At 70.3% G+C, this 23,144-nt stretch carries 19 protein-coding genes; 9 read left to right on the forward strand and 10 right to left on the reverse strand.

All coding sequences use genetic code 11. The features are described from left to right. Positions 1–360: 360 nt before the first annotated feature. Complete coding sequence (locus tag ACZ6TV_RS01635) at positions 361–600, reverse strand: type II toxin-antitoxin system Phd/YefM family antitoxin (RefSeq protein WP_465294185.1); 240 nt, start codon at positions 598–600, stop codon at positions 361–363. 446 nt (positions 601–1,046) lie between these two features. Continuing rightward, complete coding sequence (locus ACZ6TV_RS01640) at positions 1,047–2,375, reverse strand: condensation domain-containing protein (protein WP_465294187.1); 1,329 nt, start codon at positions 2,373–2,375, stop codon at positions 1,047–1,049. 277 nt (positions 2,376–2,652) lie between these two features. On the opposite strand from ACZ6TV_RS01640, the gene ACZ6TV_RS01645 reads away from it, so the two are divergent. Further along, positions 2,653–2,922 carry a hypothetical protein gene (locus ACZ6TV_RS01645; RefSeq protein ID WP_465294189.1) on the forward strand — a complete coding sequence of 90 codons (270 nt, stop codon included), beginning with the start codon at positions 2,653–2,655 and terminating at the stop codon, positions 2,920–2,922. Between the two features lie 67 nt (positions 2,923–2,989). Then, positions 2,990–3,712: a hypothetical protein gene (locus ACZ6TV_RS01650; protein ID WP_465294191.1), complete on the forward strand. Its 723-nt coding sequence runs from the start codon at positions 2,990–2,992 to the stop codon at positions 3,710–3,712. 666 nt (positions 3,713–4,378) lie between these two features. On the opposite strand, the gene ACZ6TV_RS01655 is transcribed toward ACZ6TV_RS01650, so the two are convergent. Then, positions 4,379–5,752 (reverse strand): hypothetical protein, encoded by a 1,374-nt coding sequence (locus ACZ6TV_RS01655; RefSeq protein ID WP_465294193.1) that lies wholly within the window; start codon positions 5,750–5,752, stop codon positions 4,379–4,381. Beyond that, entirely contained in the window at positions 5,749–6,141 is a 393-nt protein-coding gene (locus ACZ6TV_RS01660) for a hypothetical protein (RefSeq protein WP_465294195.1), read from the reverse strand. The genes ACZ6TV_RS01655 and ACZ6TV_RS01660 overlap by 4 nt, the downstream gene beginning before the upstream one ends. 87 nt (positions 6,142–6,228) lie before the next feature. On the opposite strand from ACZ6TV_RS01660, the gene ACZ6TV_RS01665 reads away from it, so the two are divergent. The 3 genes from ACZ6TV_RS01665 (at position 6,229) to ACZ6TV_RS01675 (ending at position 10,563) form a co-directional block, all read left to right on the forward strand. Further along, positions 6,229–6,639, forward strand: a complete 411-nt coding sequence (locus ACZ6TV_RS01665; protein ID WP_465294197.1) for a VOC family protein — start codon at positions 6,229–6,231, stop codon at positions 6,637–6,639. Positions 6,640–6,905: 266 nt separating this feature from the next. Next, positions 6,906–8,945: a glycosyl hydrolase family 28-related protein gene (locus ACZ6TV_RS01670; RefSeq protein WP_465294199.1), complete on the forward strand. Its 2,040-nt coding sequence runs from the start codon at positions 6,906–6,908 to the stop codon at positions 8,943–8,945. A 130-nt stretch (positions 8,946–9,075) separates the two neighbouring features. Beyond that, the gene (locus ACZ6TV_RS01675) at positions 9,076–10,563 is read left to right on the forward strand and encodes an amidohydrolase family protein (protein WP_465294201.1); all 1,488 of its coding nucleotides are present in this window, start codon (positions 9,076–9,078) and stop codon (positions 10,561–10,563) included. Here ACZ6TV_RS01675 and ACZ6TV_RS01680 read toward each other — a convergent pair. The 3 genes from ACZ6TV_RS01680 to ACZ6TV_RS01690 form a co-directional block, all read right to left on the reverse strand. Then, a complete protein-coding gene (locus tag ACZ6TV_RS01680; protein WP_465294203.1) occupies positions 10,560–12,302 on the reverse strand; it encodes a BTAD domain-containing putative transcriptional regulator in 1,743 nt (580 codons plus the stop codon). The genes ACZ6TV_RS01675 and ACZ6TV_RS01680 overlap by 4 nt on opposite strands. 160 nt (positions 12,303–12,462) lie before the next feature. After that, a complete protein-coding gene (locus tag ACZ6TV_RS01685) occupies positions 12,463–13,404 on the reverse strand; it encodes an L-threonylcarbamoyladenylate synthase (RefSeq protein WP_465294888.1) in 942 nt (313 codons plus the stop codon). Between the two features lie 74 nt (positions 13,405–13,478). Next, complete coding sequence (locus ACZ6TV_RS01690) at positions 13,479–14,213, reverse strand: TetR/AcrR family transcriptional regulator (protein ID WP_465294205.1); 735 nt, start codon at positions 14,211–14,213, stop codon at positions 13,479–13,481. An 81-nt stretch (positions 14,214–14,294) separates the two neighbouring features. On the opposite strand from ACZ6TV_RS01690, the gene ACZ6TV_RS01695 reads away from it, so the two are divergent. Beyond that, positions 14,295–15,020 carry an SDR family oxidoreductase gene (locus ACZ6TV_RS01695; RefSeq protein ID WP_465294207.1) on the forward strand — a complete coding sequence of 242 codons (726 nt, stop codon included), beginning with the start codon at positions 14,295–14,297 and terminating at the stop codon, positions 15,018–15,020. 151 nt (positions 15,021–15,171) lie between these two features. Beyond that, complete coding sequence (locus ACZ6TV_RS01700) at positions 15,172–15,354, forward strand: DUF3073 domain-containing protein (RefSeq protein WP_465294209.1); 183 nt, start codon at positions 15,172–15,174, stop codon at positions 15,352–15,354. Positions 15,355–15,493: 139 nt separating this feature from the next. Here ACZ6TV_RS01700 and ACZ6TV_RS01705 read toward each other — a convergent pair whose 3' ends face one another. Together ACZ6TV_RS01705 and ACZ6TV_RS01710 are read right to left on the reverse strand one after the other, a co-directional pair. Continuing rightward, a complete protein-coding gene (locus ACZ6TV_RS01705) occupies positions 15,494–18,700 on the reverse strand; it encodes a GH92 family glycosyl hydrolase (protein WP_465294211.1) in 3,207 nt (1,068 codons plus the stop codon). Next, positions 18,697–20,619, reverse strand: coding sequence for a family 43 glycosylhydrolase (locus tag ACZ6TV_RS01710; RefSeq protein WP_465294213.1), 1,923 nt, complete (start codon positions 20,617–20,619; stop codon positions 18,697–18,699). Before ACZ6TV_RS01710 ends, ACZ6TV_RS01705 begins: the two co-directional genes overlap by 4 nt. Before the next feature lie 180 nt (positions 20,620–20,799). On the opposite strand from ACZ6TV_RS01710, the gene ACZ6TV_RS01715 reads away from it, so the two are divergent. Further along, complete coding sequence (locus ACZ6TV_RS01715) at positions 20,800–21,219, forward strand: GNAT family N-acetyltransferase (protein WP_465294216.1); 420 nt, start codon at positions 20,800–20,802, stop codon at positions 21,217–21,219. Between the two features lie 51 nt (positions 21,220–21,270). After that, positions 21,271–21,915 (forward strand): LysE family translocator, encoded by a 645-nt coding sequence (locus ACZ6TV_RS01720; protein ID WP_465294218.1) that lies wholly within the window; start codon positions 21,271–21,273, stop codon positions 21,913–21,915. On the opposite strand, the gene ACZ6TV_RS01725 is transcribed toward ACZ6TV_RS01720, so the two are convergent. Further along, positions 21,904–23,136: an RNA polymerase sigma factor gene (locus tag ACZ6TV_RS01725; protein ID WP_465294221.1), complete on the reverse strand. Its 1,233-nt coding sequence runs from the start codon at positions 23,134–23,136 to the stop codon at positions 21,904–21,906. The two genes, ACZ6TV_RS01720 and ACZ6TV_RS01725, sit on opposite strands and share 12 nt — an antisense overlap. Positions 23,137–23,144: the final 8 nt, after the last annotated feature.

A 23,144-nucleotide genomic window follows, 5' to 3' on the forward strand; every position in this document is an offset into this window, starting at 1 on the left:
CCATCCTTCACCTTCCTCTTCTTTTTCCCCCCCCCCCCCCCCCCCCCCCCCCCCCCCCCCCCCCCCCCCCCCCCCCCCCCCCCCCCCCCCTCGCCGGGAGCCTGCGGAATTCCCCGCGCAGCCTTCGGCTGCTCCCCGGTGGGGGAGCTGCGCTCCACCCACACCCCCTCAAAACCGTCCCGGGGCGGGACCTTCTCGCCTCGCGCCGGACGGCACCGGCCTCGGGCGGGTGCACCCTCCTCGGGTGGGGACGCGGTGGCGCTTTGGCTTCCCTCGGCTCCGCCGTGTGTGCTTGCAGGACCTGCGGCACGGCGCTGTTCGACTGTCCGCGTCATTCCACGGACGGGTCGTCCGGGTCGATCAGGTTGTGGTCTCGCCGCTCGCGCGCAGTTCGTCAATCGCCTCGTTCAGGCGGCGGGCGTTAACGGGGCTCGCCATGAGATACGCCGTTTCCGTCAGCGACTCGTACTCGCGCAGCGAGATGATGACCGCGGACTCGTGACCCGGGCGGGTGATCACGACCTCTTCGGCGTCCTCCACGACGTGGTCGAGCATCTTGGCCAGGTTCTGCCGGACTTCCGAGTAGCTGACCGTGCGCATGGCATCCTCCGAATCAGGACCGCCGAACCGGTGTACAGAATTTGTACGACCTGACGTGCGATGTGTCGGGCCCGCGTACCGAAGACTCGGGTGCCCCGGCGGAAGGCGTCGGCGACGTCAGGCTGGCAGCGTGACGGACGGCTCGCGAGGGACACCGAACTCCTCGATGAGGCCGCGGAGTGCCTCACGGAGGTCCTCCAGTGCGGCTTGCTCTGTGTCGCCCTCGCCGTGGGCGCCGACGCTGGGACGGAGTGGGGCGTGGGGGCACCAGACCCCGTCTTCGTCGCACTCCACGACGATGGGCACAGTGACGGTGCGGGGTTCAGGCATTGCACGAACCATAACCTGGTTATCGGGGCTGCTCCCGCAAGCTCGCTCACGTCATGATTCCGGAGGCGGCCAGGCGCGGGAACGCGACGCCGGTAAGGCAGGCGGAGCAAGGTTGGCTATGTGAGTGCCGCGTCGATCACGGTGGTTTCTGTGTGCAGCAGTAAGGCTGTCAGGGCGGTGCGGGTGATGGCGGTCGTGTCGATCTGGGCTCGGATGCTGAGGGCGTCGACCGCGTCGTTGATGTGGACCATCAGGGGCTGGTGGAGGTTCGGGAGCTGGCGCCACTCGGAGGTGGTGGGGCCGGCGGCGCGGACGTCCGCCGCGGTCGGCGCCGGGTCGATGGGGCCGTCCTCGGTGCGGCGGTTGTTGAACAGGCACAGCAGGTCGAAGCTGACGCCGCGGTCCTGGCCGACCTTGGCGATGAGCTCGTCGATGTCGCCCTGGGCGTAGTACGCGTTCTTCTGCGCGGTCAGGAGGCGGCGCTGTGCTCGCAGTACGAGGTCGTCGAAGCCGCCGTCGGTGAGGTCGAGGGTGCACAGGCCGTGCTGGCTCATGTGGCCGGCGGCGTCGGCCAGGCCGGGGCGGAACCTGTTGTTCACCGTGATCATCGTTGCCAGCCGGGTGGTCTCCGTCGCTTGGCCCAGCGCGTCCGCGAACGCCGCGTAGAGGACGGGTGTCGTGGTCACGCCGAGGCGCGCGGCGATGGAGCGCAGTGCCTGGTACAGGGCGGGTGAGAGGAGGTCCAGCTCCCAGAAGCGGTGCTCGGGTGGCGCGGCGTCGTCCGGGCGTGGGAGCCGCGGGGACGGGAGCGTGAGCAGCTGCGTCTCCCAGTACCGTCGCGCCGCCTCGTTCTGGCGTAGTGCCGACGGTGTCTGTTGCAGCCGGGCCTGCTCCAGTGGCTGGAGCCCAGGCTGTCGCGGGGGCTCGCCCGTCGAGGGGTCGCGGTTGCTCAGGTCCTCGAACATGGCCATCGCGGCCGTCGGGTCGGCGACGTGGTGCGAGAGCGTCACCACCAGGTGGGTCAGCGCCCCGGCGTGCCGGACGAGCGCCATCCGCATCGGCCATTCCCGTTCGTAGTCGAAGCGGACGGCGTAGTACTGCGCGCTCACCTCGGCGGCGACGGTTGCCGGGTCCCGGTCGCCGGCGTCGTACACCTCGATCTCGGCGGTCCCCGAGTCGGCCACGACCTGCGTGACGCTGCCGTCGGGGGCGAAGCGCAACAGTGTGCGCATCGACTGGAAGCGGCTCAGGTAGAACCGGTACTCATCGACATACCGGTCCAGGGTCGTGCCAGGCTCCAGCTCTCTGACGGCGCCCATTGCCAGCGAGCTGCCGGCCGCGGCCATTTCTTTCCAGATGGACTGCTGGCCCCAGCTCAGCGGGCCTTCGCCGCCGCCGTCGCCCGTGAACGGGACGGCGATCCGCTCTACCAAGCCGCTCAACATCTCGGTGGCTCCGTTCGACGGACGATACCCGGCGAGGAACTCTATCGGTCGGCAGCTCTGTCAGGATCTGGCTAACCGGTCACATGACCTCTAAACATCCCATTTCAGGCTCAGTGGAAACGTCACCTCGGTCAACCTGTAGTCGATGGTACTTTGGTACTTGAGCGAGCAGGGTCCGCCAGGGCCGCTCGGTCGCGACGCCTTTGATCGTCACTGCGTCAAGGTCCGCCGAGCGGGCGTGCCGCTCCTGCCGACGCCAGCATGTTGAGGAGACCCAATGGCCGCCGCCGCGACGCCCATCAAGGTTGACGCCCAGACCGACCAGCTCATCTCGCACGCCGCGCACTTCCTCGGCCGCTCCAAGAAAGACGTCGTCGATGTCGCGGTGCGCGAATACATCGAGAATCATCGGGCGGAGATCCAGGAGGCGGTGAGCCGTGCTCTGCAGCAGCTCGACGGCAGCGTTGCCGGTGCCGTTTCGCTGCTCACGGGCATGTCCCGCGCAAAGCTTGACGAACTGGGCGGATTTGAAGAGCCGACCGGCTGAACCCGGCGGGGTGGATCTTATTGCGGCTGATGACAGTTGCAACGCGATTGCCTTTTAAGATCCGTCTATGTCTGCCATGCAACGCGAGCCGGTGCGGCCAACGAAGCGCTGTCTGGTTGCGGCTCAAGGGGCGGAGCGGGTGGTGTCGCTCTCCGATCTGGTCTGGTTCAAGGTCAAGACGGGCCCGTATCGCGCCGCGGTGCACGAGCTTGACCGGGCGCCGGCCCATCCGTCCGAACTCGCCGCAGGCAACGCATGGTGGTGGATCGGAGCCGCCGGAGTACGGAAGGCGGACACGGGTGCCGACGACTTCTACGAAACGCTCAAAGCCGAATGCGTCCGGGCCGGCAAAGGGACGGGCGAGCCATCGTCGGAGCACCTGCTCCCAGGTGGGCCGGACATGGAGCGCCTGCAGGCAGAGGTAGCCACGCGAGTTGTGGTCGAGATCAGGCGCATCGTGTGCCGGCTGGTCGCGCGATCGATTCGCGACGGCAAGCCCTGGTCGGCGTCATTCGACAGGTATGAGATCACCGTGCTCGTCCGTGCGAGAGATGGTGAGGCGTATGTCGCTGTCATCACCGAGGGCTTTATCGGTCCCACCTTCCTGGCGTTTGTCTTGAACTGCGTTCCAGGCGTCGCGGGCGACGATTGGCTACCAGAACCTGGCGGGGCGCTGGGCGTTCAGCCCGCGTTCGGGAAAATAGTCTATTCGGCGATCATGCCACCTGAGTTTCAATCGAAGATCGTGGACCAGTGGGGCGACGAACCGTCCGCCGCTGAACGGACCTAGGAAGAGTCGCCGGAATGGGCGAGTACTGCCTTGATCTGGCCGAGTTGGAGCGGCACGAACGCCAGGATCAGTTCGCCGGTTGCCCACAGGGGTGGGACCCATTCGTGCACCCATGCGGGAGGTGTCGCTGCACAGCCTTGCGGGGCGGTGTGGGCGGTTGCCGCGGTGGATGACTGTGGCGAAGCACCGTGGTAAAGCTCCGGGAGAAGTCAGGGTCAATACAGCAGCCGATGTAGCGGGGTTTGCGACGCCAGGGGAACGACCCGGGCGGGCGTGGGAAGGCATGCTCGACGGCATGAAGTTCACACCGCGGTGGCGGAAGGCGGTCCTGACCCTGCATGTGGTCACGGCGGTGGGGTGGTTGGGGACCGACCTGGTGCTGCTGACGTTCGGGATCGCGGGGTTGACCGGCGGCGCCGACAAGGAGGTCGTCTATCCGGCGATGCGGATCGTCGGGACGGCGTTTGTTCGTGCCGTTGACCTTTCTGGTGTGGGTGGTCGGGGTGGTCAACTCGGTCGGGACGCCGTGGGGGTTGCTCAAGTGGTGGTGGGTGGCGGTCAAGCTGGGGATCGTCACGGTGATGCTCTTCCTGGTGACGTTCCTGCTGTACCCGGGGCTGCAGAAGGCCGGCGACCTCAAACAGGAGCTTCCCCGGCGGGACCAGATCAACCTGGTGGTGGCGCCGAGTGTGTCATCGACGCTGCTGGTGATTTCGACGGTGTTGTCGACGTATAAGCCGTGGGGGCGGCGGGCGGCGGCGACAAGGCGGTGACGCCCCAGCAGGCGGCGCTCGCGCAGGACAGGACGGCCAGGGCGATCATCACCCGGTCGATCGAGGTGTTCAGGTGCCATTGGATGTCGTACGGCGTGATCAGGTAGATGAAGACGAGGCCGGCGGTGTGGATCGCCGTGACGGCCCACAGCCAGCCGTCGGCGCCGAGGTCGAGGTCGGCGCGGGCGCGGCGCAGGAAGAGGTTGCCGAGCAGTGCGGCGGCGACGGTGAGCAGGAGGATCCAGCCGACCCGGCCGGCCATGAAGTCGAGGATGGTCGGGAGGCGGCCGAGTGTGTCGGCGTCGCCGTGCAGGAGGGCGTCGAAGCGGCCGCCGGCGAGGACGTCGGTCTCGGCGCCGAGGAGGCGGGCGGTCACCGACCAGATCGCGGCGACGCCGACCGGGATCCAGAGTGGGCCCGCGCGGAGGCGGAGCTTCACGGTGCCGACGAGGGCAAGCGCGACCACCAGGCTTAAGCCTTCGTTCTTCATGAGCGCGGCCGAGGACGCCAGGAACAGGGCGAGGGGCGGCAGGCCGGCGACCGGCCGGGCGAAGAGCAGCAGCACGGCGGCGGCGGCGAAGGCGCACGCGCACATGGCGTCGCTGAAGCCGGCGGTCGGGATGAGCCACAGCGGGCTCCAGGCGGCGTACCCGGTGGCGATCGCGGCGGGCCAGGACAGCAGCGCGTGGCCGCGGGCGGTGGCGACGCGGACGGCGTGGATGAGCATGGCGATCGCGGAGAGGGTCAGGAAGCCGGTGACGAACGCGGCCGGGTAGAAGTCGCGGATGTCCAGCACCTGCCAGATGAGCGCGACGGGCGCCGAGGCGAGGGGCGGGTAGTCGGGGTGGCTGAAGGTGAGGACCGGGTTGCCGATCGCCGAGCGCGCGAAGTCGCCGCCCTGCGTGAAGTACCCGGCGTGCAGCCACCAGATGAGGTGGGTGTCCCAGGTGACGGGCTCCGTGCCGAGGCGCAGCATCGGCGGCACCAGGGGCAGGGTGGTCAGCGCCGCGTCGCGCCAGCCGCTGGACGGCAGCCTGGGCCGGTCGCGCAGCCGCCACGCGAGGACGCCGGTCAGCAGGTACACGGGGACGAACCAGACCATGAGCGGGCCGGTGAAGGCGAGCATGAGCAGGACGGCCGCGGTGGCGACGGCGGCGCCGGCGATCGGGGCGAGGACGAGCGCCAGTGGCACGGCGCGGGTCAGCGCGTAGGCGAGCGGCAGGCCGGCGGCGATGAGGACGAGGACCGCCAGCACCGTGGTGATCATGCGGTCACCGGCTTGCGGGTCAGCAGCCGGACGCCGTGCGGCGCGGCCGGGTCCTCCTGCAGGTAGACCTCGAGGTCGGGCTTGTCGTCGGGCGCGACGACGTGGATGCCGTGCATGTAGGCGAACTCGACGAGGCGCAGCTGCAGGTCGACGACCTTTTCCACGACCACGATCCTCGTGCCGGCCGGGACCTGGCGGTGCAGCTCGCGGCTCAGATATTCGAGCTTCTCCCGGTACGTCCGGGTCACGTGCTGCTCGCCGGCGGTGCGCACGGTCTCCACGCCGACGCGGGTGGAGTAGACGGTGGGGCGCATCGCCTGCAGCAGGGCCGCCGCGCAGAGTGCGGCGACGAGGAGACGTACGGCTGTTCGAGAAGATGGCAACCGCATCGCCCCACCCTAAAAGAAGCACCTGGATGGTTTCGGCACCGGGCCGTGGTGGCGGGCAATAGTGTCGGGTCGACGAAGGGACTTGTGATGGCTTCTCGGCTCAATCCGTACCTCAGCTTCCTCGGCAACGCCCGCCAGGCGATGGAGTTCTACCAGGGCGTGTTCGGCGGCACGCTGCGGCTCAGCACGTTCGGCGAGTTCAACCCCGACGCCGGGCCGATCGCGGAGCAGATCATGCACGGCCAGCTGGAGACTCCGAGCGGCTACACCATCATGGCCTCGGACACGCCGCCGGAGATGGCGCACAACCCCGGCGACAACATCACGGTCAGCCTCAGCGGCGACGACAGTGTCGAGCTGCACGGGTACTGGGGCAAGCTGTCGGCCGGCGGCCGGGTCAACGTGCCGCTGGAGAAGCAGATGTGGGGCGACGAGTTCGGCAGCTGCGTCGACCGGTTCGGCATCCCGTGGATGGTCAACATCAGTCAGCCCACGTAAAACCTGCAAAACCGACAAAGCGGCGAGATCTCGTGGAGATCCCGCCGCTTTTGCGTGGAGAAGGCGCCGCAACGATGCCGTCAGTTTTGTGCAACAAACCGACAAGCCGCCGACAATTCTGACTCTGTGCTTGCGTAAATATCTCGCAGGACCTTGTGGAGCGGAGGACGAGGGTCCTAAGGTCACCTCACCCTCATCCTCATGGCGCCGCCCCGCCGTAGAGCGTCTCGGGCGTCCGCCCTCCTCCCGAGAGAATCGAGTTCTCGATGTCACGGAGCACAGGTTTAGCGCGGTGGTCCAGCGGACCGCCGCGGTGGGCCGCGGCGGCGACGGCCGCCGCCGTCGGTCTCGGCGTCGTGGTCACCGGCGCCGCACCGGCCGCCGCGGCCGGATCGACCCCAGCGGTGACCCGCGCCGCCATCGACCCCGCGCTGAGCGTGGGCCGCGGCGCGAGCGTCGCCTTCGTCGAGCAGGAAGCGGAGAAGGCCAAGACGAACGGGACCGTCATCGGCCCGGACCGCACGGCCTACACGCTGCCCGCCGAGGCCTCCGGCCGCAGCGCGGTGAAGCTGACCCCCGGTCAGTACGTCGAGTTCACGCTGCCGAAGAACGCCAACGCGATCAACGTCCGCTACAGCATTCCCGACGCGCCCAACGGCGGTGGCATCACCTCGCCGCTGGACGTGACGGTCAACGGCGGCAAGAAGACCACGATGACGCTCACGTCGCAGTACTCGTGGCTGTACAACCAGTACCCGTTCTCGAACGACCCGAACGCGGGCCTGTTGCACCCCGACTGGTGGATCACCGAGTGCGCCTGCGTGCCGGCCGCCACCACGCCCGCGCCGACGATCACCACCCCGTTCCGGCCGAACCACTTCTACGACGAGCAGCGCCTGCTGCTCGGCCGCACGTACCAGGCCGGTGACAAGGTCCGGCTGACCGCGCCCGCCGGCAGTGCCGCGTGGACGGTCATCGACCTGCTCGACTCCGAGCTCGTGGGTCTGCCGAAGATCAGCATCATCGCCGCCAACGTGTGGCTGTTCGGCGCGGACCCGACCGGCAAGCGCGACTCGGCCGACGCGATCGACAAGGCCATCGCGTTCGCCAAGAAGACCGGCCTCAAGGTCTACATCCCGCCGGGCACGTACCAGGTCAACCGCCACATCGTCGTCGACAACGTCACGATCGAGGGCGCCGGCAACTGGTACACCATCATCAAGGGCAAAGAGGTCGCGCTCAGCGAGCCCGCCCCGGACAACTCGATCCACACCGGTGTCGGGTTCTACGGCAAGTACTCGCAGGACGGCGGCAGCAGCAACGTCCACCTGTCCGGCTTCTCGATCATCGGTGACGTGCGCGAGCGCATCGACACCGACCAGGTCAACGGCATCGGTGGCGCGATGAGCAACTCCACCATCGACGGCCTCTACATCCAGCACACCAAGGTCGGCCTCTGGTTCGACGGCCCGATGAGCAACACCAAGGTCACCAACAACATCATCGTGGACCAGATCGCGGACGGCCTGAACTTCCACACCGGCGTCACCAACTCGACCGCGTCGAACAACTTCGTGCGCAACTCGGGCGACGACGGCCTGGCGATGTGGGCCGAGAAGACCACCAACGCCGGCAACACGTTCGACCACAACACGGTGCAGACCCCGGTCCTCGCCAACGGCATCGCGATCTACGGCGGCAAGGACACCACGGTGTCCAACAACCTCGTCGCGGACCCGATCCGTGAGGGCAGCGCGATCCACGTCGGCTCCCGCTTCGGCGCCGAGCCGTTCACCGGCTTCGTGAAGGTCACGGACAACACCACGGTCCGCGCCGGCACGTACGAGCTGAACTGGAACATCGGTCTCGGTGCCATCTGGTTCATGGCGCTGGACAAGAGCATCGACGCGGACATCCAGGTGACCGGGGACCACTTCCTCGACAACACCTACAACGCGATCATGGTCGTGTCCGACTGGCCGGTGAAGGACCTGTACACGATCAAGGGCCTGAAGTTCAAGAACATCCGCGTCGACGGCACCGGCACCTCGGTGCTCAGCGCCCGCGCGGAGGGCTCCGCCTCGTTCGAGAACGTGGACGCCCGCAACGTCGGTGCCGTCGGCATCAACAACTGCGGCTCGTTCCACTTCACCCCGGCCGGCTCCGAGTTCTCGGTCGTCGACCTGGGTGGCAACGACGGCGGCGGCACCACGGGCCCGTGGCTCGCCCCGTGGGAGCTGCCGAACACGATCACCTGCGACGACCGCCCGCCGGTCGTCGTGCCCCCGGCGCCTCAGCCGTGGTAACAGCACGTTGATCCAGTGAAGGGCGGGCGCTTCGGGGGCGCCCGCCCTTCCTTCTGTGGTGCTACCACCACCCCGGATCGGCGCGCTGGCGCCACTGACCGGGGCGCGTCCATGGCGAAGAGTCGATGCCATGGACATCAACGTTTCCCGCCGCGCATTCCTCGGTACCGGTGCCGCGATCGGAGCGGGTCTCGCCGTCGGTACCCCAGCGGCCGCCGCGACCAGGAACGCCGTCGCGATCGTCGGGTGCACCGTCATCGACGCGACCGGCGGCCCGCCCCGCCGCGACCAGACCGTCATCGCCCGCGGCGCCCGGATCGCCGCGCTCGGCCCGTCGCGGACCGTCCGGGTCCCCGGCGACGCCGCCGTCGTCGACGGCCGCGGCCGGTACGTCATCCCCGGCCTCACCGACATGCACGTCCACAGCAGCGGCATCGACACGATCGACCCGCCGCTGCACCTCGTCAACGGCGTCACCACCGTTCGGGAGATGTCCGGCTACCCGACGCTGCACGAGTGGCGGCAGCGGGTCGCCGACGGCACCCTCTTCGGCCCGCGGTCGGTGATCGCCAGCCCGCTCATCGACGGCTCGCCGTCACTGTGGACCGGCCTCGGCGCGCCCTATGTCGAGGTCGCGGACGCGGCGCAGGCGGTGGCCGCGGTACGGCAGGTGGCCGCCGACGGCGCCGACTTCGTGAAGGTCTACAGCCGCCTGTCGCGGGAGTCGCTCGTCGCCATCGCCCGGGAGTCGCACCGGCTCGGCCTGGAGTTCGCCGGGCACTGCGCCGACGCCGTGCCCGTCACCGTCGCCAGCGACCTCGGGCAGCGCAGCTTCGAGCACGTCTTCACCACCTGGTACGCCACCTCCCGCCACGAGGACGAGATCCGCCGCGCCCTGTCCGAGCTGACCGTCGAGGCCGGCGACTACAACGGCTGGCTGCACCGCATCCACCCGCTGGAGCTCGCCGCGGCCCGCGGCTACGACCCGCACCGCGCCGCGGGCGTGTTCGGGCGGCTGCGGGGCAACGACTCGCACCAGACCCCGACACTCGTCATGCACCGGGTGCTGGACCTGCCGGGCAGCGTCGACCAGGACGACCCGCGGCTGCGGTACATCCCGGCGGAGGTCCGTGCCACCTGGGACTTCGCGATGCAGGAGATCTACCTGAACGGGCGGACACCGCGGGAGCAGGCCGAGCACGAGGAGCTGTTCGGGCACCGCGCGCGGTTCGTCGCCGCGATGCACCGCGCCGGCGTGCCGCTGCTGGCCGGCACCGACACCGGCACCTCCTACGTGTACCCGGGCTTCGGCCTGCACGACGAGCTGGAGCAGCTGGTCAGGGCGGGCCTGCCGCCGATGCGGGCGCTGCAGGCGGCGACCCGGGACCCGGCGCGCTTCCTCGGGCTCGGCTCGGGCACCGTCCGCCAGGGTGCGGCCGCCGACCTGGTCGTCCTGGACGCGGACCCGCTCGCCGACATCCGCAACACCCGCCGCATCCACGCCGTCGTGGTGCGCGGCGAGCTCATCACCCCCGAGCGCCGCGACGCGATGCTGGACGCGGTCGCCGAGGCCGCCCGCACCGCCGCCCCGGTCGCCGCCCCCGTCAGGTGCTGCTAATGCGGCTCGAGCTGCGGGGCCGGCAGCGGCCCCGGCGGCGCCGCCGGCGGCGGGATGAACGGGGGCGGCGGCAGGAACAGCAGGCGGTCGTTGAACGCGGCGGTGACGTCGGCGCCGATCCCGCAGCGGACCGCGAGGTCCAGCATCGAGGTGTACGGCCCGCGGGCGGCCCGGTCCACGGCGATGCGGCGGGCCACGCCACGGCGCAGGCCGGGGACGTTGAACAGGACGTACGCGGGCACCGCGTTGACGTCGACGAGCCCGCCGTCTTTGTGGGTCCGCTTGAGGTCGGGCCGGCCGATCGCGAACGCGAACCTCGACACCGGGTTGGTGACCAGCAGCTGCCGGGCCCGCTCCCGCCGGTCGATCGGTCCGTTGCGGCGGCGCCGCCACACGTGCCGCAGGTGCTCGTTGAGCAGCACCACGTGCACCGGCACAGCGAGCGAGACGAGGATCAGCGTCGACAGGCTGACCGCGCTGGCCCAGTCGGGCTGGGACCCGTCGTCCTCGACGGTCGCGATCATGACGACCCAGAAGACGATGGACACGGCGAAGTAGCCGACCGCTGTGACGGCCAGCGGCACGCTGCGGCGGCGGGTCGCGTGGTACAGAATCGGGACCCACGCCAGCAGGGTCATCGTGCACGCGCCGAAGAGGACGCCGACGAGCGTCTCCATCCAGGTGACCCACGGCTGGCGGTTGAACTCCCTGCCGAAGAACGGGTCGACCCCGACGGCGAAGGGTGGCCACCGTTGCGCGCCCGCCGGAGCCTTGACGAGCAGCGGGATCTCCGGGAACTGGGCCAGCACCGGATCCGCCGGGGCCTGGTCCACGAGGAACGGGGCGGGGCTCACCGGCGACTGCGCGCCCGCCGCCGGACTCGTCGGCCCCAAGGCCGCCGCGGAGACCGGCTCCGTGGCGGAGGAGGCCGCCGAGACCGGATCCGCGGCGGAGGAGGTCGCCGGGAGCACCAGGGACGGGTCGGAGCGCAGGATGCGTCGCTGGAGGTCCCGCAGGGCCTCGCCGGGCTCGATCCCGTGCTCCTCGTCGAGCAGCGCCCGCAGCTCACGGAAGGTCTGCAACGCGTCGGTCGGGCGGCCGCTGCGGTACAGCGACAGCATCAGCAGCTCGCGCAGCCGCTCGTGCAGCGGGAACTCCTCGACCAGGCCGGCCAGGTCCGCGATGAGCTCCCGGTGCTCGCCCCGGCCGAGCCGGATCTCCGCGAGGGCCTCGGACGCCGACACGCGCCGCTCGCCGAGACGCACCCGGGCCGCCTCGAACACCGGCCCGCTCAGCCCGGCGAACGGCTCGCCCTTCCAGAGGCGCAGCCCGGCGCGGAAGCCGTCGGCGGCGTCCTCGTCGCGCCCGGCGGCGTGCGCGGCGGTGGCCGTGTCGACGAACGCCTCGAACTCGGTGACGTCGACGGCGGCGGGGTCGATGGCGAGGCGGTAGCCGGCGTCGTCCAGGGTCAGCAGCCGCGACGGGGCCCGCGGGGACCGGTCCGGCTCCAGCAGGCGGCGCAGCGCGGCGATGTACTTCTGCAGGACGTTCGTCGCGTTCTCGGGGAGGTCCTGCGGCCAGACCGCGTCGATGATCTGGGCGGTCGGCACGGGGCGGCCCGGCTGGAGCAGCAGCACGCCGAGGACGGCCCGCTGCTTGGCGGGTCCGAGGTCGAGCGGTCGGTCCCCGGCCCACGCCCGGGCCGGCCCGAGAATCTCGAAGCGGAAGACCCCGTCCATCCCTGCGTTCCTTATGAGGTGGTCCGGCAAAGGCGCTGGTCAGTGCCATAGACGGTCGGACGGCAGCATACCGGCAGCGGCACCGCAGTGGGAACCGGCAGCATTTCGGCAGTCAGGACGGGCCGGCGACTCAGACGGGGGGTCGCCGTCCCGACCGGGCTCAGGACGCGGAGGCCCTCGTGAGGCGGTCGTGGATCGCGAGCCAGTCGTCGCCGGTCGGCGGGGGCTGGGCGAGGATCGTCGCCACCCCGGCGTCGTCGAGGCGGTGCAGGGCGGCGTACAGGTCGGCGCCGTACTCGAGCGGATCCGCGGACAGCAGCTCGACGTGCGCGCCCTCCGCGGCCGCCGGCAGGTGGGTCAGGATGCCGACGGTGCCGGGGTCGGCGCCCTCGGCGAGGGTGGCGGGATCCTCGACCAGCCGCAGCCGGGCCCGCGGCGCGTAGTGCCGGTGCGCGAGCCCCGGCGAGCGGGCGTCCCCTTTGTCGAGCGCGCCGGGCAGCTGAAGGGCGCCGACGACGTCGCGGATCGCGCGGAGGCTCAGCGCACCCGGGCGCAGCAGCCGGGGCGGCGACACCGTGACGTCGACGACCGTGGACTCGATGCCGTAGCGGCACGGCCCGCCGTCCAGGACCAGCGGCACGTCGGGCAGGCTGCGGAGCACGTGCTCGGCGGTCGTCGGGGAGATGCTCTCGGACCGGTTCGCGCTCGGCGCGGCGAGCGGCAGCCCGCACTCCCGCAGCAGGGCGAGCGCGACCGGATGCGCGGGGACGCGGATCGCGACGGTCGCCGGCCCGCCGTTGGCCGGCAGGTGGTGCGCCCGCTCCACGACGAGGCTGAGCGGGCCCGGCCAGAACCGCTCGGCGAGCAGGCGCGCCGCCGCCGGCCACTCGTGCGCCAGCGCCTCGGCGTCCGCGGCCGACGCGACGTGCACGATCAGCGGGTTCCAGGAGGGGCGGTGCTTCAGCCGGTACACCTCGGCGACGGCCTTGGCGGAGAAGGCGTGCGCGCCCAGCCCATACACCGTCTCGGTCGGGAACGCGCAGACGGACTCCTGCCGCAGCAGCTCGGCGGCGCGGCGCAGCCCGGCGGCGTCGGCGGCCACCACCCCTTCACTCACGCCCGCAACAGTAGAGGGTCACGCGGCCGGACCCCGGCGAGCACCGCCGCAGGACCGGGTCAGATCAGGCGGGTCAGCCACTCTCCGAGGAGGGTGCGCTCCGCGCTCGTCAGTGCCGTGAGGCCGGGCAGCGCCACCCGCAGCGCCCCGACCGCGCCGGCGAGACCGTCACCGGCGCGTGCGTCTGGAGCCGGGCCGTCGCCGCCGGGGTCGGTGCCGGCGGGCGGGCCGAAGCCGGAGCCGGGGCCGGTGATGGTGACCGCGGCGATGGTCGCCTCGCGGGCCAGCACCGGCAGGGCGGGGTCGCGCAGGTCGGGTGGCAGGGCGATGAGGGTGAGCGTCATGCCGCAGCCCGCGGCGTGGATCAGGTGGGCGGCGCGCTCCTCGCTGACCCGCAGCCGGCCGGCGGCCGCGATCCGCCGCACCTGCCCGGCCAGGATTTCGGCGGCGGCGCGGGCGGCCGGTGACTCGGCGCCGGGCCGCGGCTCGCCGTAGATCAGGGTGTAGACCGCGGGGTGCGCGAGCCCGAAGGCGACGTGCAGGTCCCAGCCGCGCCGCAGGTCCTCGACCGGATCCTCGGAGTGCTCGATCGCCGTCTTGCCGCTGAGGTACGACACGAAGCCGTGGCTGGCGACGGCGTCCAACAGGCCCTGCTTGTCGCCGAAGATCCGGTAGATGGTCGGGGCCTGCACGCCGGCGGCGGCGCTGACCGCGCGGGTGGAGATCGCCTCGCGGCCACCCTCGTCCAGCAGGGCCGCGGCGGCTTCGACGATCTTTTCGCGGGTAGTGGTCACGGTAACAACGCTAACACTTGAACGTTAGCGAGTTAGTGCTAACGTCGAGTTGTTAACGCCGCTAACGTGCTGGAGGAAGTCGTGAACAGAGTCGCCGTCGTCACCGGTGGATCCCGCGGCATCGGGCGGGCCGTCGCACTGCGCCTGGCACAGGACGGGCAGGCCGTCGTCATCGCCTACGGCCACTCGTCCGCCCCCGCGGACGCCGTCGTGTCCGAAATCACCGGCAAGGGCGGGCAGGCGCTGGCCGTGCGGGCGGACGTCGCCGACGAGCAGGCCGTCAAGGCCCTCTTCGACGCCGCGGAGCAGCACTTCGGCGGGGTCGACGTCGTCGTCAACGCCGCCGGGATCATGATCCTGCGTCCGCTGGCCGACATCGACCTCGACGACCTGGACCGCATGCACCGCACCAACATCCGTGGAACGTTCATCGTCGACCGGGAGGCCGCCCGCCGGGTCCGCCGCGGCGGCGCGATCGTCAACTTCTCCACGTCGATCACGCGGCTGTCGCTGCCGACCTACGCGGCGTATGCCGCGAGCAAGGCCGCCGTGGAGGCGATCTGCCCGATCCTCGCCAAGGAGCTGCGTGGCCGCGACGTCACCGTCAACGCCGTCGCACCCGGCCCGACCGCCACCGACCTGTTCCTCGACGGCAAGGACGACGCCACGATCGAGCGGATGTCGAAGGCGAACCCGATGGAGCGCCTCGGCACCCCGGAGGACATCGCCGAGGTGGTGTCTTCGCTGGCAGGGCCCGCCCGCTGGGTGAATGGTCAGACGATCTATGTCAACGGGGGTGCCGCCTGAGGCAGTGTCGTCGGACTCTTGTCTCATCGCCGGCAGACGACACCAGCGCGAGGGATGTACCGTGTCGGGCACGAGGATGAATTCAAGTTGTCACGACGCCGGGCGCGGCACTGCCACCGCCGCTGGGGCGCACGGGAAACGGGGAGCCGACATGGGACGTGGACGGGCCAAGGCCAAGCAGACGCGGATCGCCCGGGAGCTGAAGTACTTCACCCCGCCGACCGACCTCACCGCCCTCCAGCACGAGCTCGCCGGCGTGCACCTCCCCGAGCCCGAGGACGCGGACTCCTCCGACTACTACACCCCAGACCGGGACGACCGCACGCCCCGCTGAGCGGCGGGCAGGCGCCCGCCGCCACCCACATACGAAGATCCGCGGCGCCGGTGTCGAGCAGGATCACGTCCTGGTCGTTCGGTCGCCGCGGATCTCCGCGTGCGCATGGCCGCCCGGCATTCCGCCGAGGGTCATGCTGTCAGCCTAGGAGCTGTACCTCCGCCAGCTGGGTCTCCGCGGCACCGTGGTTGGCGGTGATCTGCAGGCGGAACCGCGAGTAGGTAGCGCCACCCGGCACCGAGAACACCCGCGTCTGCCGACGGTCGGCGAAGTCGACGTTGCTGCGGGTGTCCACGGTGGTCCAGGTGGCGCCGTCGTTGGAGCCCTGCAGGACCCAGTTGCGCGGGTCCCGGCCGGGCAGGTCGTCCGCGGACGTCAGCGTGTACATGCGGACGGTCGCCGACGCGGTGAGCTGGCAGGTGATCGTGGCCGTGCCCGAGAACGCCAGCCATTTGGTGAGGGAGTTGTCGTCCGTGAGGGCGCCCTTGCCCTCGCCCGGCGGGTTCTCCGCGGTGACCGTCAGGGTCGACCCGGTCGCCTTGTCCTTCAGCTGTACCGGCGCCGCGGAGCCGCTTGTCAGCGAACCCGGGACGTCCGAGGCCCCGGTGCCCCAGGACGACGGGTTGGGGCCCATCACGAAGCTGAGCGTGCCGCCGGCCAGCAGGTCGCCGTGCGTCAGGTAGTTCTTCGTGTAGTTCACGCCGTTGAGCGTGGCGCTCTGGATGTAGCGGTTGGTGTCGCTGACGCCGGGAGCGTTGACCGTGAACGTGCGCCCGTTCTCCAGGTTGACCGTCGCCTTCGCGTGCAGCGGCGCGCCGATCGTGTAGTCCGTCGTGCCCATCCGCGCCGGGTAGAAGCCCAGCGCCGAGAACACGTACCACGCGGACATCTCGCCGTTGTCCTCGTCGCCGAAGTAGCCGTTGCCCGTCCCGGCGCCCGAGTTGTACAGCGTCGTCAGCACCCGCCGGACCTGGTTCTGGGTCTTCGCGGGCGTGCCGGCGTAGTTGTACATGTAGAGCTGGTGATGGGTCTGCTCGTTGGCGTGCGCGTACTGACCCATGTTCTGGTCGTAGATCTCGCGCATCTCGTGAATCGTCCCGCCGTAGCAGCCCGGCAGGTAGTCGCGCGGCGCGGCGAGCATCGCGTCGAGCTTCGCGGACAGCTGGGCGCGGCCGCCGTACAGGTTGGCCATGCCCTGCGGGTCCTGCGGCGCCGGCGTCGAGTAGTGCCACGGCGCGCCCTCGACGAACTCGCAGCCCCACAGGTTGGGCTTGAAGTCCGCGTCGCTGGTGCGCCACGCGCCGTTGCTCTGCTTGCCGCGGTAGAACCCGACGGACTGCGAATACAGGTTGGTGTAGTCGAGGGCGCGGTTGCGGAAGTACGCGGCGTCGTCGGCGTACCCGAGCGACTGCGCCATCTGCGAGATCCCGAAGTCGTTCGTCGCGCTCTCGAGCGTCCACGACGCCGAGTCGCCCCGGACGTCGGAGGGCAGGTAGCCCTTGAACGTGGACACGTCCAGCCCGACCCGCCCGTTGATCTGCGGCGAGTACACCGTCGCGTTCTTCACCATCGACGCGTACGCCGCCTGGTAGTCGAAGTTCCGGACGCCCTTCATGTACGCGTCGGCGAAGGCCAGGTCCTGGTTGGTGCCGGGCATCGCGGCCCGGTTCCACGGCCCTGACCAGCTCGGCGTCCACCCAGCGGTCTTGTACACGTTGACGAACCCGTCGAGCATCTCGCCGGCGCGGGTCGGCTCCAGGAACGTCAGCAGCGGCCACTCGGCGCGGGCGGTGTCCCAGAAGCCGTTGTTCACGTACATCTGACCGTCGTTGAGCTGGCCGGTGTACGGGTTGTTGTACCGCCGCACGCCGTTGACCATCTCGGTGCGGTTGTTCGGGTACATGAACGTCCGGTACAGGTTGGAGTAGAACGTGACCAGCTGGTCGCCGGACGCGCCCTCGATCCTGACCTTGCCGAGCGTCGCGTCCCACTGCGCCTGCGCCTCGTCCCGGACGGTCTCCAGGCTCTTGGTGCCGACCTCCTGCGTCCGGTTGGCCGCGGCCTGCGCCACGCTCATCCACGACGTGCCGACCCGCATCGTCACCTGCTGGTTCGCGGTGGTGGCGAAGCGGACCCAGCCGGTGCCGCCCCCGCCGGACGCGGTGATCGCCGCGTCGACGGTCGCGGAGAAGTAGAGCTTCTGGCCGCGGTGGTCGGCGAAACCGGAGATCGTCCGCCCGGCGGTGTCGACGGTGAACGAGCCGGTGGCGCTGTCGACGACGTCGAACAGGACCGTCGAGTCCGACGCGGCCGGGAACGTGAAGCGCATGACGCCCGCGTGGTCGGTCGGCGCGATCTCGGTCGTGATCCCGTAGGTGTCGAGGCGCGTCTTGTAGTAGTGCGCCTTCGCGACCTCGTTCGCGTGGCTGAACGTGGACTTCCGCGCGTCCGGGGTCGTCTTCAGCGCGCCGGTCATCGGCATGAACTGCAGCTGGCCGTAGTCGCCGATCCACGGGCTCGGCTGGTGGCTGATCGCGAAGCCCTGCACGGTCGGCGAGCTCCACTGGTACAGCCAGCCGTCCTGGTTGCCGTTGGTCACCGGCGTCCAGAAGTTGAACCCGTGCGGGACCGTGGCGCCCGGGAACGTGTTGCCGCGCGAGTATCCGGAGTCGGAGTTCGAGCCGCGCCGCGTGTCGACCAGGTCGGACAGTCTGCCGCCGGTACCGGCGGAGATCTGGATGTCGTCGAAGTAGCCGCGGAACGTGCCGGTGCCTTCCGGCTTGTCGTAGCCGATGAGGATCCGGTCGATCGTCTTGCCGGCGACGTTGTTGCCGATGTTCGAGGTGACGTAGTTCCAGGTGTCGAAGTTCAGCACCCAGCCGCTGCCCTGGTCGCGCGGGTGCACGCGCACGCCGTGCTGGTCGACCGCGCCGGAGTTGCGCAGGAACGTGCCGTCGGTGAACGCGAGGTCCACCGCGACGTCGAGGTTCCCGCCGGACTGCGGGCGCACCCAGTACGACAGGGTCGTGGTCGCGCCGACGGCGATGTCGACGTCGAACACCCGGTTGTAGGAGTAGCTGGTCGTGGCGCTGGTGTCGGAGCCGGAGTACATGAGCGACGTGGTGCCGGTGTGCGCCGCCTCGGTGCGGGTGCCGCTCTCCATGCCGGTGAGGCCGCAGCAGTACCCGCCGACGCCGGCGCTGCTGTCGACGGTGTTGGTCCAGGTGGGCTGCGGCTGCCCGGCCTCGAACCCGGAGCTGAACTCGGTCACGGCGGCGTGTGCCGGGGCCGGGAGCACCACGGCGAAGCTCGCGGTCAGCAGGGCGGCCGCCCAGATCTTCCTCATGAGCCGAACACCCGCATCTCGTAGATCCGGGTGGCGACCTCGGTGTTCTGGGTGGGCGTGGTGACGTTGAGCCGCACGTACCGGCCGGAGACGCCGCTGACGGTGTGGGTGGTGTTCGCCGCGGTGTTGTTCGTGACGCTCACCGCCTGCGTCCACGTCGTGCCGTTGGTGGAGACCGAGATCGTGTACGCCTTCGTGTTCATGGTCGCGGCCTCGCCGCCGGCCTGGGCGTGCGCCAGCTCGAACCGGCTGATGTTCTTCGTGCTGCCGAGGTCGACCTGCAGCCACGCGCCGGCGCCCGACGAGCAGAACTTGTCGGAGTTGCCGCCGCTGACGCTGCCGTTGAACGCCTTCTCCGGCCCTTCCGAAGCACCGCACGGGGTGGAGCCGGTCGCGGGCCTGCCCTGCGCGATGTTGACGCCCGCGCCGACCGGTGCCCCGACGACCACGTTGTCGTACGTCGCGGCCGCGTTGAACACCCGCACGCCGTCGCTGCCGGACGCGAACGTCCCGTCCGTGACGCTGATCTTCGGGTTGGTCATGTCGTCGACGTACACCTTGATCGACTGTCCGACCGCGGTGACCCGCAGGTGGTAGCTGGTGCCGGTGGTCACCGTCAGGTTGGCGGTGCCGAGCTGGGTCCAGTTGTTCGCGGCGCGGCCGAGGACGACCCGGCCGGCGGGGCTGATGCCCGCGTAGTAGCCGTTGTAGCTGTCGGTGCCGCTGGCCGCGTTGCTGACCCGGAACGTGAGGCCGGCGTCGCCGCCGCCGCTGGTCACGGTCACGTCGGCGTCGTAGGAGAAGTCGCCGAAGTTCGTGTCGAGCTGCGCCTTGCCGCCGAGGCTGTTCCCGGCCGTGTACCTGCCGCCCGTCGCGCTGAACGATCCGCCGTACGTCTTCCAGCCCAGCGCGTTGTTGTCGGCGAAGTTGTCCTTCACCCGCATCGTGATCCGCGGGATGGTGCCGTCGGCGTTGAACGTCATCCGGTCGTAGGCGAGCTGCCGGTGGTTGCCGTCGGTCTCGCTCAGCGGCCGGCGGTGGTACAGGATGTACCAGGTGTCGGTGCCCGGCACGTTGATCACCGAGTTGTGCCCGGAGCCCTTGGCGACCGTGGAGTCCTGCGCGAGCACCCTGTCCAGCTTGGTGAACGGCCCGAGCGGGGAGTTCGCGATCGCGTAGGACACCGAGTAGTCGGGCCCGGTCCAGCCGCCCTCCGACCACATCAGGTAGTACTTGCCGTTGCGCTTGAACATCTGCGAGCCCTCGGTGTACCCGGACGGCGTGATCTCCTTGTAGGTGCTGCCGTCGCTGAACGTGCCGAGGCTGGTCATGTCGGCGTTGAGCTTGACCACGTTGGCGTGACCCCAGCCGCCGTAGTACATGTACGCCTGACCGTCGTCGTCGATGAAGACGTCCTGGTCGATGGGTTGCGCGCCGTTGACGATCTGCCCGATCAGCGGCCGGCCGATCGCGTCCCGGTAGGGGCCGGCCGGGTTGTCGGCGACGGCCACCCCGATCCCGCCGAGCGCGGAGTTGTTCTGGATGTCGTTCGCGCCGAAGTACAGGTAGTACTTGCCGTTGCGCTGGATGGGCGCCGGCGCCCACATCGCGTAGCTCGCCCACGACACGTTCGCCTTGGTGAGCACGTTCGGGTGCCTGGTCCAGTTGACCAGGTCCGTGGACGAGAAGGCGTCGAGGTAGGTCTGCTCCGCATACGACTTCGACGTCGTCGGATACACCCAGAACGTGTTGTTGTAGACCGCGACGTCCGGGTCGGCGTACCACCCGTCGACGAACGGGTTGCCGGCCTCGGCGGTCGTGTAGTCGGGGATGGCGGCTTCGGCCGCGACGGGCGCGAGCACGCTGCCCGCGATCGCCGCGACGGTGAGGACGGCTAGTCGGCTGGCTGTGGTGAACATCGGTGGCGGCTCCGACGGTGACGCGCTGGCGGGCGCGGAATGGGGTGGAGGTTCCCACATGTTCCGTAAATATTGAACAGAACCATCAGGCAGGTCAAGGTTGTCGCACCCCTTGAGCCAACAAACTCCAACAGTTTCTGTCAAAACTTCCCAGAACCGGGTTGGCTGTACGGTCGCGGTGTGGATGTTGAGGTACGGGCGGGGACCGTCGACGAAGTGGGCGCGGTGCTGGCGTTCTGGAAGGTCGCGGCGGAGGGGACGAACCGCGGGGGAGACGACACGGCGGCCGTCGAGGCGCTGATCGAACGGGACCCGCTGGCGCTGCTGCTGGCCGTGCTGGACGGGGAGATCGTCGGGTCGCTGATCGTGGGGTTCGACGGGTGGCGGTGCCACCTGTACCGCTTCGCGGTGCACCCCGGGCGGCGCCGGCAGGGGATCGGGAAGCTGCTCCTCGCGGCGGCCGAGGAGCGGTTCCGGCAGCTCGGCGGGCGGCGGGTCGACGCGATGATCCTCGAGGACAACACCCTCGCGCACCACGCGTGGCGGGCCGCCGGCTACGCGCCGCAGGAGGAGTGGCGGCGCTGGGTCAAGGGCCTCTGATCGCCGATTGGCCCTCGACGCGCCGGGCGCGCGGCTGGCAACGTCACGAGCATGATCACGATGGGTGCGGCGGCCGGCGTGGCGCTCGTGGCGTTGGGGATGGTGCTCACGCCCGGGCCGAACATGATGTACCTCGTCTCCCGCAGCATCTCCCAGGGGCGGCGGGCCGGGATGATCTCCCTCGCGGGGGTCGCCGTGGGGTTCCTCGTCTACCTGACGCTCGCCTCGGCCGGGCTGTCGGTGGTGTTCGCGACCGTGCCCGCGCTGTACACCACCGTGAAGCTGGCGGGGGCGGCCTATCTCGCCTACCTCGCGTGGCAGGCGGTCCGGCCCGGCGGCACGTCGGTGTTCGCGCAGCAGGACCTGCCGCCGGACTCGACGCGGAAGCTGCTGACGATGGGGCTGATGACCAACCTGCTCAACCCCAAGGCCGCGATCATGTACGCGTCGCTGATCCCGCAGTTCGTCGACCCCCGCGCCGGGCACCTGATGGCGCAGGGGTTCCTGCTCGGTGGGGTGCAGATCGCGGTGAGCATGGCGGTCAACGCGGGCGTCGTGCTCGCCGCCGGCAGCATCGCCGTCTTCCTCGCGGAGCGGCCCGGGTGGATGCGGATGCAGCGGTACGTGACGGGCACGCTCCTCGGGACGATCGCGGTCAAGCTCGCCACCGACAAGGCGCGACCGCTACCCGTGTAACGAGGCGGCCTTCGACAGCAGGTACCGCCGCTCGGGGAGGCTGGTCGTACGGCGGGCGGCGACCTCGTACGCCGAACGGGCCGCCGGAGCGTCGCCGGACATCTCCAGCAGGTGGGCGCGCACGGCCGCGAGCCGGTGGTGCCGGGCCAGCCGCTCGTCGGTGTCCAGCGGCGACAGCAGGCGCAGGCCGGCCTCGGGTCCCTGCACCATGGCGAGGGCGACCGCCCGGTTGAGCGTCACCATCGGGTTCGGCGCGACCCGCTCCAGCAGCTGGTACAGCGCGAGGATCTGCGGCCAGTCGGTGTCCGCCGCCGAGGCGGCCTCGTCGTGGACCGCGGCGATCGCGGCCTGCAGCTGGTAGGCGCCCGGCGGCCCCTTCGGCAGCGTCCGGGTGATCAACTCGACGCCCTCGGCGATCATCGACGGGTTCCACAGCGACCGGTCCTGCGCCGCGAGCGGGACCAGCGTGCCGTCCGGCAGGGCGCGGGCGGCGCGGCGGGCGTCGGTGAGCAGCATCAGCGCGAGCAGCCCCGCGACCTCCCCGTTGTCGGGCAGCAGGCGGTGCACCTCGCGGGTCAGGCGGGTCGCCTCGGCGGTCAGCTCGGGCCGGTGCAGGTCCTCGCCCGACGACGCGGTGTATCCCTCGTTGAAGATCAGGTACAGCACCTGCAGGACGACCTGGAGCCTGGCGGCGCGCTCGGCGGGCGGCGGCATGCTGAAGCGCGCGCCGGCGGACCGGATCTTCTGCTTGGCGCGGCTGACCCGCTGCGCGAGCGTGGCCTCCGGGACCAGGAACGCGTGCGCGATCTGCGCGGTGGTCAGCCCGCCCACGGCCCGCAGCGTGAGCGCCAGCTGCGACGCGCTCGAAAGGGACGGATGGCAGCACAGGAACAGCAGCAGCAACGTGTCATCTTTGTCGGGAATGTCCGCGCTGTCGGATGTTTCATGTGAAACACCGTGGGTAAGCTCGCGCCGCCGCCGGGCGTCCTCGCTGCGGAACTGGTCCGTCAACCGCCGCGAGGCGACCGTGATCAGCCACCCGCGCGGCTGCTCCGGCACGCCCTCGACCGGCCACTGCGTCGCCGCCGCGAGCAACGCCTCCTGGACCGCGTCCTCGCAGGCGTCGAACTGCCCGTACCGGCGGACCAGGACCCCGAGCACCTGCGGCGCGAGACCGCGCAGCTCCTCTTCGACGATGTTGCCAGTCGTTTCGCCGGTCACGAGGAGCA

The sequence above is a fragment of the Dactylosporangium sp. NPDC051087 genome, assembly GCF_055586325.1.